We start from the raw sequence: 16710 nt of genomic DNA on the forward strand, positions 1-16710 counted from the left end.
AGCTTAACTGTTGATACAAAATAACAGAATTTTCAAAATGAGAAAATACGATTTTTTGATTATAATATATGGCATATTAACTTATAATAGATTATATAATAACAAACAAAGCAAATATTTGATATTTTTCAAATTACAGTCCTAACAACTTGAAGCCATGAAACCACAACTTGAAAAATTAAGCATCGAAGGTTCTTTGTCTTACTTGGCCCGTGGTTTCAACATGGCGTTTTTCGACGCACCATGGCATTATCATCCAGAATATGAACTTACTTACATTGTAAAAAGCCACGGACAGCGGTTTGTGGGTGACCATATTGGGCCATTTTACGAAGGTGATTTGGTCTTGTTGGGGTCAAACCTCCCCCATTTTTGGCGAAATGATGACGCCTTTTATCAATCCAATCCCGCGCTGTGGGCCGAATCGGTAGTGATACAGTTTCCGCAAAGTCTGGTTTATGATTTCATCGAAAAAGTGCCCGAATTCACTTCAATTCAGGAATTAATGAAACGGTCGGCGCGGGGTATTAGGTTTAGTAATGAAACTACCCAGAAAATAGAAAAAGACATTCTCCAATTGCCGTATTTGCCCGAAGGTGTCCGCTTTATTTCATTTTTAGGCATTCTTTTAGCTTTGGCTAAGGATAAATCTGCCGAGGCATTGGCCAGTACCGCCTACCAAATCGCACCCGACGACGCCGATACCGAGCGGATGAAACGCATCATTGAGTTTACATTGAGACATTTTCAGGAAGAAATTCGGCTGGAAATCGTGGCCGAAACGGCGCACATGACCGTTCCTGCATTTTGTCGTTATTTTAAAAAAAGGACGCAGAAAACGTATGTTGAATTTCTAAATAGTTTTCGCATCAGTCAAGCCCGAAAGCTTCTCAGTAATTCTGATCTTAGTGTAGCGCAGGTTGGGTTGGAATGCGGCTTTCGCAATTTATCTAACTTTCATCAAATTTTTAAACGTCACACGGGCCTCTCTCCGCTCCAGTATAAAACTGAACAAAAAAAACGAATCCGCTAACAGGCAAATCAGCGTCAATTGCATTCTATTCGGTGAAAATAAGAACGCGATTGGCGCTGATTTGTATTATTAAGGCAATTTCAAAACCACTCTACCTTAGACTAGCAGCAACCCGAATTGGGTGTGCAACAAGCAGAAACTTGCTCCAAGTCAGACAACTTGATTTTAGGCTTTTCAATGCTTTTTTTCATGATAACAGCCGAACTCGGACATAAACTACTGAACTGCTGTGATTGAGCAATTTCAGTGGGAACAGCCGCACGTTCTACGCGCTCATAGCCTTGTTTTTCAAAATAACCATCCGCTGTGGTGGTGATAAGATACAATTCTTTCACTCCTTTCAGCCTTACTTGTTTGCTTAAATCATTCACCAAACGGCCCGCAATTTTATAGTTGCGAAAGTCTTCCTGTACCGCAACTGAGCGCAGCAATCCGACAGTACCGTTGACTTCCACACCAGCTGAGCCTACCAATTTTTCGTTGACAAAAGCCAATAAAAAATCGGGCAATTTCGCATTTAGGTCTTCAGTAGGTAATTCAACTGATTTCAGAAGCGCGACAACCGACTCATAATCAGCGGGCTGTGCCAGTCGAATTTCGATTTCAACTGCGTCTGACGGTTTAGAACCGTCGGACGCAGTTGGTTTTTCGGCATAAACTGTAATACTGTAAATTCCAGTGCCACTTGTTCGGAAAGATGCGATTTCTTCGGCCGACAAAAAGGTACTCAGAATTGAATCTGGCAAAAAAATCTCGCGGTCTTTTTGCAACGTGATGTTTGTAAAACCCGCTTGCTCAATCAGGCCAAGATAAGACTCCTTCTGTATGGCCCCCGAGACACAGCCCGCGTACATTTCGGCGGCCTGCTGCAAGCCCGAAGGCAGTTGACCTACCAATACAATATCCGAAATACTAAAATGTCCATTGGGTTTTAAAACCCGGTAAATTTCGTTGAACACATTGGCTTTATTGGGCACCAAATTCAGTACGCAATTGCTCACAATCACATCCGCAACTGCATCATTAACAGGCATTTGCTCAATATCTCCTTGACGAAATTCCACGTTATTGAATCCCAATTTTTCGGCATTGGCACGGGCCTTGGCGAGCATGGCTTCCGTAAAATCAATGCCGATGACTTTTCCTTCGGGACCCGTTTCGGCACGCGCTACAAAGGCGTCATTTCCAGCTCCGCTGCCTAAGTCAATAACAGTATCGCCAGGTTTGATTTGCGCAAATTTTGTGGGCAAACCGCAGCCTAATCCCAAGTCGGCATCGGCTACGTACCCACCCAGCTTAGAATAATCTTCGGCCATGATTCCGATAAAATCTTCGTCAGTACCGCAGGTAGGGCCGCAACCGCAGCAAGAAGCAGCATTTTGGTCTTTGGATTGGTTGGCGACTTCCGTGTATTTTTCACGGACAATTTCTTTGAGTGACTGTTCTGTGTTCATAAGTATTTGATTTTCTATTGTAATATTACGATATATAAGGGTAAAAAAATTTTAACAACAACCTACTTTCGAAAAAAGGGCAAATACGCCACCAAATGCTTCTTCGGCCTCTTCCCACACTTGTTCGTTGATACAGTAACAAACCCGCGGCGGGTCAATGCTTCCCTGAATGATACCAATGCGTTTGAGCTCTTTCAAATGCTGCGATACAGTGGCTTGTGAAAGGGGAAGCTCATCTACTAAGTCTCCACATACGCAGGCCTTTCTTTGGGCTAACAGCCGCAAAATAGCAACCCGCGCGGGATGCGCAAAGGCTTTGGCTAAATCGGCCATCCGATTGTCTGCATCACTGAATACTTCACTTTTGGAAAGTCCCATAATAGTTGTCACACGTTTTGTATCGCAATATTACGATGATATATTTTATAAAACAAATATTAAGCTCATTTTTCACTCACCTTCAAGGAGTTAAGCCAAGAATTGGAAACAAATAAAAATTGGATAACTTGGCATTAATTGGAGATTTATATCAACAAAATTGGTTTTTGCCAAATTTTTTACTTTACTTGGCATAGTCTTTGTTTTAAACAAAGCCAACCCGTTCCTCAGAACTTATGATAAAAAAATTAATTTTGTTACTGGTACTCTCCAGTTTTGGCCAAACTATTGTTGCCCAAACGGCCAAAAAGGACACCACGCAAAAAGCTTCGATGTCGGCTGAGTTGCTTAGTTTTGCCAAAAAGCACTTGTCATTGCGCTACCGCTCAGGAGGTACTTCCAAAAAAGGGTTTGATTGCTCAGGGTTTGTCCGCTACTGTTTTTCTCAATTCGGTTTTACTTTGCCGCATTCTAGCGCCGCCCAGATTTCTCACGGCACCGAGGTTGACATTGAGCAAGCCAAAGCAGGAGATTTAATTTTTTTCAAAGGCCATAATTCAAGCAGCCAACGCGTAGGACACGTCGGCATGATTGTGGAAGTGGGCACCAACTACGTCAAATTCATTCATTCGGCCTGGAAAGGCGGCGTACGCTACGACTTTCTGAATGCCGATTATTATCGCAAACGTTACGTGGGTATCCGTCGCATCATCAACGAATCCAATTAAATCAAGAAGCAAGAAATCAGGCCAGAGCTCCGGACCTATTTATAAGAATAGCCACGTAGTAATCTAACTTTCAACTTCTTAATAATCAACGTTAAAACCAACTACTAGGCGGGAAATACCTTCACTAATCGCTCCACGGCTCGCTCCAGCGTTTCTTCTTTTTTGGCAAAACAAAAGCGCACAACGCCGTTGTCGGTCGCTTCTTGATAAAAAGCCGATACTGGAATACAAGCCACTTTGTGCTCTTTGGTCAACCAAATGGAAAAATCTTTGTCTGATTTTTCCGACAGATGATTAAAATAATAAAGCTGAAAATAACTGCCGTAGCTTGGCAAGGGTTTAAAACGGGTTTGTTCCATGAGTTTGGCGAAATAATTGCGCTTGCCCTCATAAAAACCCGCAATGCTTCGGTATTCTGCCGAATCTTTTAGGTGCTCCGCCAATCCTACCTGAGCGGGCGTAAAACACGAAAAACAATTGAATTGGTGAATTTTACGAAATTCGACGGTAAAAGCGGGCGGCGCTACACAATAACCCATTTTCCAACCCGTGCAATGGTACGCTTTCCCAAACGAAAAACACACAAATGCGCGTTGGCGTAAATCTTCGTGGCGCAACATACTCCGATGCGGCTCGCCGTCATAAATCAAGTGCTCGTAGACTTCATCCGACATAATCAGCAAATCGTATTCCTGAACAATCTGTCGTAATTGCGCTATATCATCGTCGCGCAGAATGCTCCCCGTAGGATTATGGGGCGTATTGAGCGCAATCATACGCGTGCGGGGCGTGATGCGCGCCCGCACTTCGTCCCAATTGATACGGTAAGTCGGAAAATCAAGGGAAATTCGAACGGCAACGGCTCCGTTTACTTCAATATTTGGGATATAACTATCGTAAGCGGGTTCAAACACAATGACCTCATCGCCAGGGCGTAATACGGCCGTAAAGGCGGTATAAATCGCATAAGTACCGCCAGGGGTAATGGTGATTTCGGTGTCGGGATTAACCGAAACTCCGTGCAAATCATGGATTTTGGCGGCGATACTTTCCCGCAGCGGCATCCAGCCCGCCATGGGCGAATACTGGTTGAACCCTTTCTGCATGGCCTCGCTTGTGAGGCGCACGAGTGCTTCGGGCATGTCAAAATCAGGAAAACCCTGCGAAAGATTGATGGCTTTATGCTCAGTGGCCAACGCCGACATGACCGTAAAAATCGTCGTACCGACGTTGGGAAGTTTTGACTCCATTTTTAGACCTTCTATGTAGTGTTAGGTAATTTCGTGTAAAAATATTGTATTCATGTTTAAAAATCGCCCATTTTTGCATTTCTATTACTTTATTTGTTAATCGTATTGCCTTTATTAGCAACCTTTTCATTTTTCGCTTATCTATTCATTCAACGATGGAATCATTATTTACGGCTGAAGCACTCATCAGTTTATTAACCCTGACGTTTTTAGAAATCGTTTTAGGCATCGACAACATTATCTTTATTTCTATTGCGGCCAACAAACTTTCCCGCAAAGACCAACCCAAAGCCCGCAATATAGGTTTGCTTCTGGCCATGATTTTTCGGGTGAGTTTACTTTTTGGAATTTCGTTTATTATTTCACTTTCTGAACCTTTCACCCACGTAGATGCTGGATGGTTCAAGGCAGCTTTTTCGGGGCAAAGTATTATTTTGGTCATTGGAGGGCTCTTCCTGCTTTATAAAAGTACGTCAGAGATTCACCACAAACTAGAAGGAGCCGATGAGGAAGTACAAAAACCGAAAGGAAGTGCTAGCAGTAAACTTGCCAATGTAGTGTTGCAAATCGCCCTCATCAACGTTGTGTTTTCGATTGACTCCATTTTGACGGCTATCGGACTCACCAACAATATTCCCGTTATGATTGTGGCCGTGGTCTTATCGGTCATTATCATGATGCTTTTCTCAGGTCCCGTCGGCGATTTTGTCAACCGTCACCCATCCGTTCAAATGCTCGGGCTGGCTTTTTTGATTGCCATCGGATTTATGCTCATTGCCGAGGGCGCTCACTTGGCCGAAGTGTCCATTTTTGACTCAGAAGTGGGTTCTGTCCCTAAAGGCTACCTTTATTTTGCCATTGCATTCTCGCTTTTGGTCGAAGTGCTCAACATCAATATGCGTAAAAGCGCCCAGCCCGTCAAATTGCACGATTACAAGTCGCAAGCCGAGCGCGAAGGTATATTGGGTAAACAGGAGGAATAATTCAATCCACTTTCCTGCAATTCAATCAAAAAAGGCTAATCCGATGATTAGCCTTTTTTGGTTTTTTGTTCCTCCCACCCGATTACGGTTTTCTCAAAAATTAATCCGGTAAAAGAACACGGGTAAAAAGCCCAGTTGGTACTCCTGCTTTACGTACGGAGCCTGCGGTACATAGCTCAGACTCAGCAGATTCTGAATCCCGAGCACGTTGACCAAATCAACGGCGATGGTATGCGTAAGGCGGTTACGATTTATTTTATATTCCGTCTTGATGTCGAAGCGATTGTAAGGACTGAATTGCAGCGAATTGCGGGTCGCATCGGCATAAATCACTTCCTGACTTTGGCGCGAAGCCGTAATGTCTGCCGGACCGTACCAACGCCCACCCGTGGCGGTATATTTGGCACCGATGTTCAACGATTTACGTTTTTTGAAGGTAAATTCTTTAGAAAACAACGCATTGAAGGCGTATTTTCCGTTGAAATCTGTATTGCGCCAGATGCCATCTGACCCTTGGTATTTGGCGTCAAAAATGGAAGCCGTAACCAGAAAATAATAGTTGTTGCTGAAAAACTTCTCCAGCGTCAACTCTGCGCCGTAGTTGCGCCCTTTGCCTGCGTTTTGAAGAGGATTCGGAAAAAACCGTGAGAATCCCGCGCCACTGTTTAGGATTGAAAATGACGATTTTTGAATTTCTACGGGCACATCATACAAACGCTGATAATAGACTTCAGCCAACAACCGCAGGTTTTCGGCCAACATTTTACTGTATCCTGCCACAAAATGCCAGCTTTTCATCAAACCCACGTTTTTGGCGGGAAAAGCATTGGCCGTACCCGTATTTGCGGGATTATAAAAATACAAATAGGTGGGTAAGCCTTGACTGTGAAGGCCCGTTGCAAACGTAATCTTCTGACGATTAGGCAACTCCCACGAGAGTCCCGCCCGTGGTTCAATCGGAGAATAACTGTTTTTATTGATAGAACTGTAAAAACTGCTCAATCCAACGTTCAGCGCCACATTCTGGGTCAGGTAATGTTTGAACTGAATGTAAGGTTGCAACTGAATAAAACCTTCAGCATCGGCGTTCCAACGTCGGCGCCAGGGGGTCAGCTGATTGGTGGTTTCATTCAAATTTCTAACATCATCAAAGGCCGTAAAACGTATCATATCGGCATTAACACCCACTTTCAACGTGCTCTTTGCCCCCCATTTCTTGTTCAGGGCCGTGGCCAATGAATACTTAGTATCCGAAAATTTATAGTCCAGAATCGGTCGCAGCGAATCAATGACGTATTTTTGGTTCTGCACGAGCGGGTTGCCAGCGGCATCTTTTCGGAGGAACAAAAAATCGTGGTTGGCATCCTGAATATTGTTGGAAACCGCCAGCGTTGCCTTAAAAAACGTGCTTTTATTCAGCGGTTGGTTATACGTAATTCCACCCAGCGCCATCTTGGATGTAAAATACTGGTCGCGGTCGTTTTGTCCAAAAATATTGCGGTCGCTTACTTCTTGCTCGCTCACCAAAATATCAATGGTACTCGTGCCGCCAATCCCCCACAAGGCCACATTCCCGCCGTTTTTGAGCGGAAAATTGAATCGGGCAAAACCGTCAGCGTACGACGGCACCGCCTGCGTACCGATGTCGATGCCTGCTTTGTTGAACAGCCAAAGGTTGGCGTAGCGCCCCGTGACCAAATACGAAGCTTTTGAATTTTTGGAAAGCGGCCCTTCGGCGGTGGCTTCGGTTCCCAAAAAACCAAACTGAGCACCAAATTCGTGTTTTTCATTGTTTCCGTTTCGTAATTTTAGGTCAAAAACCCCCGCAGTGGTGTTGCCAAATTCGGCAGGGAACGCGCCCGTAAAAAAGTCTGAATTGGCCAAGTACTTATTGTTGATAATACTCACCGGCCCACCCGAAGTACCCGAAATGGCAAAGTGGTTGGGATTGGGAATGCTGACACCTTCGAGTCGCCACAGCACGCCAGAAGGTGAATTTCCACGAATCACAATGTCATTGCGCGAATCATCAGCTCCCTGAACCCCCGCAAAATTGGACGCCATCCGCGCGGGTTCTCCCCTGCTGCCTGCGTAGCGCTCGGTTTCCTCCACCGAAAACTGCCGCGCACTGACCATTGCCATTTCGTTGGCCGCTTCGCCACTTCGTTTGACTCTCACCACCACGGTATTGAGTTCAGTAATCGCCTCCTCCATTTCCAGATTAAGCACCGTTTCGCGGCCCGCTTCCACCACGATATTGTTAAGCAAAATTTCTTTGTAGCCAACCAGCGTGAAGCGCAACGTTTGCCGCCCAACGGCCACATTGGCCACCCGAAAAGTGCCATCTAAATCGGTAACAGTTCCCACAGGTTGCGCGGCGTTGTTCATCAAAAGCGCCGTTACACCTACCAACGGAAACTTTGATTCTTTGTCTACAATTTTTCCACGAATGGTTTGGGTAGGCTGGGCAAAACCAACAAGTGAAATGATTGAGCAGGTAAAGAGTAAAAGAAGATTTTTCATAAACAATGGTTTAGAGGTATCGCAAGTAGATTTTTTAAACCACGCGAAGCCGCAAAAGAAGCAAAGAATTTCTAAACGGCTCCGCATGGCTGAATATTTATTTGTTCAACATGTTTTAATTATTAGAAGACTGGATGTATTGACTTGACTGCTAAGGAGCTGAAGTTCAACATCCCGAAAGCTAACAAAGGAAGAATGCGTTTCCATGATTCATTTTTAAGACTGACCATAGTTTAGCACCAAATACAATAATATCCCAGCCCCTGCTGCTACTACACTTAGTAACACACACCCCAACGTTTTCATACCTTTTTTAGGAGAACCTGAGGGCTTAGATTCAGGTATTTTTTTAGGCTTTTTCTGGGCAGTGAGTATCGCTAATATGACCAATGCTCCTCCCACAATAACTATCGGTATGTTCCCAGAAACCAATCCACCAATCGTTAGAACAGTACCAGCAATCGCTGATAGCACCGAGATAACTCTGGCTTGTTTTTGTTTTTTTGGATTTTTCACAACCAAGGAATCAGAGGCATGAACAACCGCTTTGGGTATCGGAATAGGCCTGGATGTGCTACTCGCCGATTGCGTCTTGGTTGTCGTCAGCCCAAGTAAGCACAGCAGCAAAAAGGATAAATATTTCATCATTTTAGGTAGTTTAGAAATGCTTAGGGTTGATTTTTATGATTTACTTCTGAAAAACCTTGCCGTCCAAATCATACAATAAAAATGATAGACAATGCTGATAGCCATCCAGACCGGCTTATCCATGAGATTTGTAAACAAAATCAAAACGGGCACGGTAAGCAGAATTCGGGTAATTTCGGACATCAACAACCAACGTTTTGATTCCAAAATTCCGCTCCAGTTGATGATTAAATGCCACAGCAAGCCGCTTCCGATCATCTTTTGGAGGGTTGTCCAATCAGACGCAGGATTAATGATGAGCATCATCAAAACAATGCCAAATATTGCACTCAGAATCAGGTACACTTTGGCATGAGGGAAGGCCACCGTACTAATGCGGTGTTGGTTTTGTAACGTAATCTCCTGTAAAGGCGGCTTGGGAGGCAAATTGGCAGGCCTCCATCCCAAAGGCATAAACCAAATCTTGATTTTATCCCACCAATTGGAGGCTGCTACGGCGTCTTTCCAAAGAATACTGTAATAATGAAAATTGATTACAATCGGATTCCAAGTTTGCGCTTGCCCATACATACCATAAATCACCTTGTCGGTTTCTTCCTCAAAAGACCCAAACAAGCGGTCCCAAATGATGAGAAATTCCCCGTAGTTTTTGTCCAGATATTTAAAATTGACGCCGTGATGCACACGATGATGCGAAGGTGTGGTGAAGATAAACTCTACCCAACGCCACAGCTTGGGAATCAGTTCGGTATGATGCAGGAAAGAGATAAAAAGATGGATTCCCGTCATCATATAAATATCAAAGGGTCGAAATCCGATGATGGTGAGGGGCCAAAAGAAAAAGAAAGAAAACAGTCGTTGGGTCACACTCGCCCGCAGTGCCACAAAAAAATTCATTTCCTGCGCACTGTGGTGCGGCGAGTGGGCCGCCCAGAGGATATTGATTTCGTGCCCCCAGCGGTGCACCCAGTAAAAAATAAAATCAATGCCCAACAGCAAAAGTAGAAAATTGGGTACGTTCATCGGGATATTGTCAATCAACCGAAAGTTTTCCCACAAGTAACCGTACAAAACGTACACGCCCGCCGCCACCAATACATTGACGGTCTGGTTGCCCAATGCGGTCCCGAAGTTGGAAATCGCCTCGGCGAAAGTGATAAGTGTTTTTTTGTAGTAGAAACATAAACCAACCTCCACTACGATAAAAAATAACGCAAGGGGGGTGAGCAGCGTATAAATATTCTGCGTAGAAACGGGTAAATCTTCCATTGCTTTGAAGGGTTGAAATGATGAAACATCAATAGAAATATAGACCGAGGCAAAGACTAACTGCGCCTAAAACAATGCCTAGCCAAGACCGTTTTTGACCAAGTCGAAGCAGTTCTTTTTCGGCAAAATCGCGGTATTTTGAGGTTAACAATTGGGTTCGTTTCCTTATTCCTCCCATGCCTAATCCAATTGAAAATAAGCCTCCAGCCATGGCCGCAGGAAATAAAAACGGAATGTTGGTCAGTAAGCCGATGATGATTAAAAGCAAACTGAAAGCTCCCAATCCGAATGAAATTCCAGCAAAATTATTCTCAGATTTTGTCGTAACATCAAGGGTATATAGCCCCAGTGAAAATCGAAAAAGTCGTTGTAAAGACATACAAGTAAGGTTGAGGGTGAATGGATTAGAATAGCGACTGCACTTTGTTAAGACAAAGATGTTGGTTGAATGAATACACTTTCCTAACCAATTTCTCAACGGCGGGTATCGGTTTATCTTCGGCAGAAAATAACTAGTTTTCGAGCCCCATCGCACGCAAAAAATCAGGTTTCACCCGACGCGCTACGTCTACTTCACTGCCATCCTGCATGAATACGATGCCCCCGTCGCCCCTTACGTATTTAGTAACGAAGTTGAGATTAATGATGTGCGACTTGTGAACTTTGAAGAAATTATCATACTCGCCCAGTTGTTGTTCAAACTCCGCCAAAGAGCGCGACGCGACCATTTTTTGATGATTGAAAAAATGGACATTGGCATAACTGCCCATCGCCTCTATACGTACAATGTCTGCCACTGGAAAAAGCAAAACGCCTTCGAGAGTGGCGATAGGTATCTTTTTTATTTTTTCTCGCTCATCGCGCATTAGTTTGAGGAGTTTTTGGAGGTCATTATTGGCAACGGGCTGCTGTTCCAGTTCCTTTTCCAGCAATACCGCCTGTTCGGCCATTAAGCGTTCATTTTCAGTCAACCGTTGCATTGCCAACTCCCGGGCTTCTAGGTTTTCACGGCGGAGCGTATTGATACGATCCATCAACGCAAAAGTGAGCAGCGCCGTTTGGAATATTACGCCAATGTGGTAGCCATAATAAGTATAAAAATGCTCGAAGGTAAGGACATTGAAGAGAGTACAAACAATGAGCAATATTTCAAAAATGTAAATGCCCCAACCTAATAAATAAAATCGGGCAGGGCCGAATCCATGCCTGTAAAGCCACATTCCCGTTGCTAGATAAGACCCAAAAATGATCAAAATCATGAAGTTAAAAACCACTTCGGCCTGTTGAATACCGATTAGCTTGGTCAAAACAGCCGTGGTAGCCAAAACCCCAAGCCCCTGAAAAACACGATGTAGTCTAGGCAACACTTCCCGAAGATTCAGGAATTCAACCGAAAATCCGATACTCGTCAAAAGCGTACATAACCGTATCAGGCTAGAATTGACGCCATTGTTCATAAAGGGCATATCGCGCCAAAGAAAATCAAACAGATACCCTTCCAAAGAAAGCAACGTCAAAGCAGAAAAAACAACGTGCAGGGTGAAGAGAAAATAGGTTCGTTCCTTCAAAAAAAGGTACATAAAAAAACTGAACAGCGCCGACAAGGCTAAAATACCTAATACGAAGAAATTGATTGATGTTTCTCGATACACTCTTTTCATCAGTGGCCTGATGGTTCCGACTTCAATTTGTGAAATCAATCCATTCATGTCTTTGAGGCCTATGTAGAGTTTTTGGGGCTTACGGCCTAGATTCAAGACGATACTGTTCAGCGCAAAATAACGGTTTTCAAAAGGTCGTAAAGCACCCGTTTCCAAAAAAAAGGTGGTATCTTCGCTCACCGCATACACATCTACGTAATCAATATCCTGCGCCAACATAATGGCGTAGAGATTTTCATCGGTACGGTTTTTCAAATCAAACTTGAACCAGATTCGAAAAGGAGAAAAACCCATATTGATGATTTTATCGGGCACCTTCGCATACCGACTGTCGGGGATTTTCTCAATATCAAGATGAGAAAGTTTGTTGGTACTATCAACAAAGTACCTTGCATGACCACCAATTTCTATCAATTGATGAATGTCAGTGTAGACCACCCCAGCAGATTGTGCTTTACAACAATGGTTGCAGACGAACCAAATAATGGCGAGGAAATAGCGTTTGTTTTTCAAGCGAGGAGTAAGGTAAGAAAGTGAGCATCAGACTACTATATTTATCAGAGCTAAAATCAGCCCCAAGGAATTGCTATTCATTAACAATTTGTAAGCTTCTTCACAACTCTGTACCGAAAATAACTGCCTGCTCAATTTAACACAACCTCCATTTTACCTACGGCCCACTTCGGTTTATTAACGGCGGTTTTTCATTCATAGATTAAGCATTCTAACGTGTAAATTCATTTGGATTTTCATTGATTCGTCAATGCTTGGATAAGTATCAATAATCCCATTGCACCAACAGTACCCGCCAAGGTTCTTAAATAGCGGCGCCCTTCACGTTTTCGCTCGTCGCGTGTCATGTCTTTGTAAAGTTTCATATTTTGGTCAATGCCTCGGCCAAAAAAGTAAAACCCGCCCGCAAGCACCCCGATTGCGAGCAAAAAAACCAGTACCGCCGCCACTCCGTAACCCGAACAGGCGATATTACAAGATAATACCGCTCCAAGCATCGCCAAGCCTACCCCCAATAAAAACAATAGGAAGTAACCCACACGATGACCCGCGTTACCATCAGCCGCACTAGCAGAACGACGTGCCATTTTTTGGAACATTTTCTCCCGAAAAGACAGTTTGGTCTCACCTGAAGTACGGCTATTTACGGTTTCAGAGGTAGACGAGAGACTACTGTACAATGCAGTGGTTCCTTCAGGATGGGCCGTCATGCGCCCCAAGATGCCACCAGCTATGGTATAAGTAAAGAGATTAAGGCAAAAAAGGTAAAAAAAGGTTTGTTTCTGAAAGATAAACCGCGCTCGCGAACTAATATCAACCAAACGTAGTGCCGCATAACGGCGAATGATGACTTTAAGTAGAATTAATCCCACTATCATCCCCATAAAAACCGCAGACGATACTCCTTTTAGTAGGGCGCTACCCACCATGATACCAATAAGGATATTGGTAATTTCAATTACGATAATCAGAGGGATTGCTTGATGCGGGTGGCGCGAGGCCCAAAACGAAAGCAGATTGGTCAATTTCATTCTGAAAGTGAGGTTATGGGAGATGCTAATTTACCAAAAGTACAAAACTACCCTCCATTTCCCCAAACCGTTGAATCATAAACACCATCGTTTTAGGATAAAAACACGGTGAATTTGACAAGGACATCGTTTCTCTATGCTGTGCGGTTGGTAAGCGTTTAGAAAACCAATATCCTTGCCCTAATCCAACATATTTTTTTTAACTGTTAGGTCCAACTTATAGTCCTTCAAACGTCCAACCAAGATACACAATTCGTCCAATAGAAGCCGCTCCGTATACTTGTACGGCATTGGCGTTCAACAAATTAGTACCTCCAATTTTTAAATTGCTTTTTAGTTTTGGCAAACGATAATTTACCTGCGCATCTACCGTTCCGAAGGCATCAATGTAACCTTCATCGATGGGCATAAAATACGTGTAACCGCTTATGTGGCGATAGTTGACGGCGTAAGTTACATTTTTGAATGGCTCTCCATTAAGTCCTACATTTACTTTATGCGCTGGGGTATTAAAGCCCAAAATCAAACCAGGCACATCGTTTTCATTGATATGCGACCATGTATAATTGGCATTCAGATTGAGTTTTTTATTCCAAAAATACTCAACACTTCCTATTAGCCCCTGCGTGCGCACTTGGCGGTCGGCATTGGCCCAGGTTTGAATCAAGCGGCCTCGGGTACGGTCGGTGGTAGGTTTGGCAAAATCGCCGCTGGCGCTTGGCAGCGGTGCGCCCGTGGGCACCAAGCCGTCTTCACGACCATAAAACCGAAGTGTACCGATAAAGTCATTGTACCACGACCGATAATAACTCAAATCAACGTATAACCCTTTAATAAGCTGCGCTTTGTAGCCAATTTCCCACGTATTGACCTGCTCAGGAGTAATTTTTTTGATGGTAACAGGTTTTAAGAAATCAGGATTGGCCTGTCCATTTGGCAATGCCGAAACGGCGTTTAAGCCTTGGTAGCCATTTTCCACATTTCCCGCCACCAACAGCGTCCCAAAATCAAGGTAGATAAATTGATCCAACTGCGCGGGCTGACGGTAAGCTTGCGCGTAGTTTACCCGAAAATTATGTTGGCGATTTTCCCCCAACGAAACCACTGCTGAGATACGGGGAGAAAACCGACTGCCAAAATTGCGAAAACGGTCAAAACGGCCTGCCGCCGCCAGTTTTAAGCGGTTTTGCCATACGGCATACCGAAGTTGCCCATACGCCCCTCCATCCCAATTGACAATGCGCTCGCGACGTTGAATATCGTTGGTATTGGCAGAAATGGGCGAATTAGGACCATCAGAAAACAGCGTTCCTGCCGATTGCAGCAAATGCGTTCGGTACGAGGCCCCCGCTATGACATTGAGCTTGTTTATAGTCCATTCGCGTTGGGCGCTTATATCCCAAAAACGGGCCGTATTGGCAAAAGCCGCCCCCCGTACTGTTTTGGTCCCGTTTACGTCAATCAAGCCTACACCATTGACAATCTGCTCCCGAAGCTGACTAAAATGAGGACTTCCTACTGGCAATTGTACCCCCGCCGCTAACTGCGACGCCAATGCCTGCGCGGCTTCGATGCTCTGTCCACCAGCGATGGCCTGCGGCAATGTATAAGCCGATGGAATACCGCCGTTTGGATTGGCAGCAAATACGTTTGGAACCACCGCCCCCGCCGAAAGACCGTTGGTACGAGCTGCCGTAAATACCTGATTCCAAAGCGCATAGTAGTTAGACGCAAAGGTAGGGTAGCGGCTTCCGTTGGCTTGGGTTCCTGAGGCCATGGGAGCGTTGAGAAGACCTCCCGCGAGGGAGTTTAAATCGTAGGCTTTGCCGCCGTAATCAAAAACGGTATACGCCCTTATGAACCATTTATCGGATTTTAACTCTATCCGATGTACATCATACTTCATTCCGCGCTGAGCGTATCGACTTGTACTCTGAAAAATGCCGTTGCTGACCGCCAATTTATATTCATACACCGCCCGAACTTTGGCGTTGATTTGCCAATGGAGCGAGGGATTAATCCGATAGTTTCCCGCTTTGTAGTTGCCATTATTGAATAATTTAAACGGGTTTCCTGACGATTCAGGCCAATTGGCCATTGCTGCTTCGGAGTAGCCTTGGGTATAAATGCGGTAGGCGGCATTGTTGTTGAGCGCAGTCAAAGCAGGATTACTGACCGTGGTCCCTACATCACCGTACCGATTCACGGCATTCCATCCGGCGGGGTTTCCAGTCGCATTATTGACTGGGTCTGAGCCGGCTAAGCCCCCCGAAGTAACGCGCTTGATGGCGGCATCATTGGATGATAAAAATTCGTCGGCCTCAAAATAATTGGCGTTGAATTTTAGGGCCACTTTATTCCCTAACACTTTAGCGTAGCGAATTTGTCCGTCAATCATCGAACGGTTCCCACCGCGCAAGGAGGCCGAAAGTCCTTGATATTTAAAAGGGTCTTTGGAATGCATCAGCAACACACCGTTGAAGGCATTGGAGCCATAAAGCGCCGAATTGGCTCCAAACACAATATCTACACTTTCTAGGTCTAGCTCCCCAATTCCTACCCAGTTTCCGTAATACAACGACGCCGTGGGAGAGGTCACATCAACGTAATCGGCCAGCTGAATCACGCGTTCGGCCTTGGAACTGTTAAAGCCCCGCGTACTGAAGCTGGTAATCAACCAACTTGATTGACTCACATCCACACCTTTGAGCCGCGATAAGGATGAAATAAACTCAGAAGAAGGTTGTTTTTGCAGCTGCGTGCCTAAAATACGCTCAACCGTGACGGGCGTTTCCATGATGGGTTCGGCCGTACGAGAAGCCGAAACAATGACTTCATTAAGGTACAATGTGTCTAATTCTAGCGATTTTTTGGGTGAAGAAATTTGTGAAAATGAAAATTCAGTAATTGTTAAAATAAGTAAAATGGGACTAAAATAACGATTTATCATCTCCTTTTGAATGGGTTTGTTTGGCTGCAAACTTAGATATAAAGAATTACTTTCAATAAACATCCCGATTGCCTAAGCAATATTTAACCAAAAAGTATATAATTTTACATATACCATTAAACCTCTTAAACCCTCCCAATAAGAGCACTTTCATCCTATTTTACCTGAAAGCATATCCGCTATTAAAATAATTATATACTCTTACGATATTTTATAGCTAAAGTATTGCATATCTGATTATTTATATAAACTTTTGCAAAACCTTTTGGTATATTTATATATCACTTTA

13 protein-coding genes are annotated in these 16710 nt (G+C 44.2%); 3 read left to right on the top strand and 10 right to left on the bottom strand.

The window, feature by feature from the left end:
• Positions 1-157 precede the first annotated feature (157 nt).
• Positions 158-1033: an AraC family transcriptional regulator gene (locus tag NCI00_RS08570; protein ID WP_253526714.1), complete on the top strand. Its 876-nt coding sequence runs from the start codon at positions 158-160 to the stop codon at positions 1031-1033.
• 101 nt (positions 1034-1134) lie between these two features.
• On the opposite strand, the gene arsN2 is transcribed toward NCI00_RS08570, so the two are convergent.
• A complete protein-coding gene (arsN2, locus tag NCI00_RS29570) occupies positions 1135-2487 on the bottom strand; it encodes an arsenic resistance N-acetyltransferase ArsN2 (RefSeq protein ID WP_374758835.1) in 1353 nt (450 codons plus the stop codon).
• A 51-nt stretch (positions 2488-2538) separates the two neighbouring features.
• A complete protein-coding gene (locus NCI00_RS08585; RefSeq protein ID WP_253526715.1) occupies positions 2539-2865 on the bottom strand; it encodes an ArsR/SmtB family transcription factor in 327 nt (108 codons plus the stop codon).
• 236 nt (positions 2866-3101) lie between these two features.
• On the opposite strand from NCI00_RS08585, the gene NCI00_RS08590 reads away from it, so the two are divergent.
• Positions 3102-3593, top strand: coding sequence for a C40 family peptidase (locus tag NCI00_RS08590; RefSeq protein WP_253526716.1), 492 nt, complete (start codon positions 3102-3104; stop codon positions 3591-3593).
• 104 nt (positions 3594-3697) lie between these two features.
• Here the strand turns inward: NCI00_RS08590 and NCI00_RS08595 are convergent, their stop codons facing one another.
• Complete coding sequence (locus tag NCI00_RS08595; protein ID WP_253526717.1) at positions 3698-4843, bottom strand: methionine aminotransferase; 1146 nt, start codon at positions 4841-4843, stop codon at positions 3698-3700.
• 155 nt (positions 4844-4998) lie between these two features.
• On the opposite strand from NCI00_RS08595, the gene NCI00_RS08600 reads away from it, so the two are divergent.
• Positions 4999-5826 (top strand): TerC family protein, encoded by an 828-nt coding sequence (locus tag NCI00_RS08600; protein ID WP_253526718.1) that lies wholly within the window; start codon positions 4999-5001, stop codon positions 5824-5826.
• A gap of 93 nt (positions 5827-5919) precedes the next feature.
• Here NCI00_RS08600 and NCI00_RS08605 read toward each other — a convergent pair whose 3' ends face one another.
• The 7 genes from NCI00_RS08605 to NCI00_RS08635 form a co-directional block, all read right to left on the bottom strand.
• Positions 5920-8349, bottom strand: coding sequence for a TonB-dependent receptor (locus NCI00_RS08605; protein ID WP_253526719.1), 2430 nt, complete (start codon positions 8347-8349; stop codon positions 5920-5922).
• 216 nt (positions 8350-8565) lie between these two features.
• Positions 8566-8997, bottom strand: coding sequence for a hypothetical protein (locus tag NCI00_RS08610; protein WP_253526720.1), 432 nt, complete (start codon positions 8995-8997; stop codon positions 8566-8568).
• A gap of 33 nt (positions 8998-9030) precedes the next feature.
• A complete protein-coding gene (locus NCI00_RS08615) occupies positions 9031-10266 on the bottom strand; it encodes a sterol desaturase family protein (protein WP_253526722.1) in 1236 nt (411 codons plus the stop codon).
• A 28-nt stretch (positions 10267-10294) separates the two neighbouring features.
• A complete protein-coding gene (locus NCI00_RS08620) occupies positions 10295-10645 on the bottom strand; it encodes a hypothetical protein (RefSeq protein WP_253526724.1) in 351 nt (116 codons plus the stop codon).
• A gap of 133 nt (positions 10646-10778) precedes the next feature.
• Complete coding sequence (locus NCI00_RS08625; RefSeq protein WP_253526726.1) at positions 10779-12440, bottom strand: 7TM diverse intracellular signaling domain-containing protein; 1662 nt, start codon at positions 12438-12440, stop codon at positions 10779-10781.
• Between the two features lie 236 nt (positions 12441-12676).
• On the bottom strand, positions 12677-13471 hold the full coding sequence (locus tag NCI00_RS08630; RefSeq protein WP_253526727.1) for a hypothetical protein: 795 nt from the start codon (positions 13469-13471) through the stop codon (positions 12677-12679).
• Positions 13472-13688: 217 nt separating this feature from the next.
• Positions 13689-16421, bottom strand: a complete 2733-nt coding sequence (locus NCI00_RS08635; RefSeq protein ID WP_253526728.1) for a TonB-dependent receptor — start codon at positions 16419-16421, stop codon at positions 13689-13691.
• Positions 16422-16710 lie beyond the last annotated feature (289 nt).

The organism is Runella salmonicolor, from assembly GCF_024158025.1.
In the GTDB taxonomy this organism is placed as follows: Bacteria; Bacteroidota; Bacteroidia; order Cytophagales; family Spirosomataceae; genus Runella; species Runella salmonicolor.

Excerpts from the sequence above, each read along its gene's own strand:
- NCI00_RS08570 (WP_253526714.1), top strand. The coding sequence starts at position 158 with ATGAAACCACAACTTGAAAAATTAAGCATCGAAGGTTCTTTGTCTTAC.
- NCI00_RS08615 (WP_253526722.1), bottom strand. The coding sequence starts at position 10,266 with ATGGAAGATTTACCCGTTTCTACGCAGAATATTTATACGCTGCTCACC.
- NCI00_RS08585 (WP_253526715.1), bottom strand. The coding sequence starts at position 2,865 with ATGGGACTTTCCAAAAGTGAAGTATTCAGTGATGCAGACAATCGGATG.
- NCI00_RS08590 (WP_253526716.1), top strand. The coding sequence starts at position 3,102 with ATGATAAAAAAATTAATTTTGTTACTGGTACTCTCCAGTTTTGGCCAA.
- NCI00_RS08635 (WP_253526728.1), bottom strand. The coding sequence starts at position 16,421 with ATGATAAATCGTTATTTTAGTCCCATTTTACTTATTTTAACAATTACT.
- NCI00_RS08600 (WP_253526718.1), top strand. The coding sequence starts at position 4,999 with ATGGAATCATTATTTACGGCTGAAGCACTCATCAGTTTATTAACCCTG.
- NCI00_RS08630 (WP_253526727.1), bottom strand. The coding sequence starts at position 13,471 with ATGAAATTGACCAATCTGCTTTCGTTTTGGGCCTCGCGCCACCCGCAT.
- NCI00_RS08620 (WP_253526724.1), bottom strand. The coding sequence starts at position 10,645 with ATGTCTTTACAACGACTTTTTCGATTTTCACTGGGGCTATATACCCTT.
- NCI00_RS08605 (WP_253526719.1), bottom strand. The coding sequence starts at position 8,349 with ATGAAAAATCTTCTTTTACTCTTTACCTGCTCAATCATTTCACTTGTT.
- NCI00_RS08595 (WP_253526717.1), bottom strand. The coding sequence starts at position 4,843 with ATGGAGTCAAAACTTCCCAACGTCGGTACGACGATTTTTACGGTCATG.
- arsN2 (WP_374758835.1), bottom strand. The coding sequence starts at position 2,487 with ATGAACACAGAACAGTCACTCAAAGAAATTGTCCGTGAAAAATACACG.
- NCI00_RS08610 (WP_253526720.1), bottom strand. The coding sequence starts at position 8,997 with ATGATGAAATATTTATCCTTTTTGCTGCTGTGCTTACTTGGGCTGACG.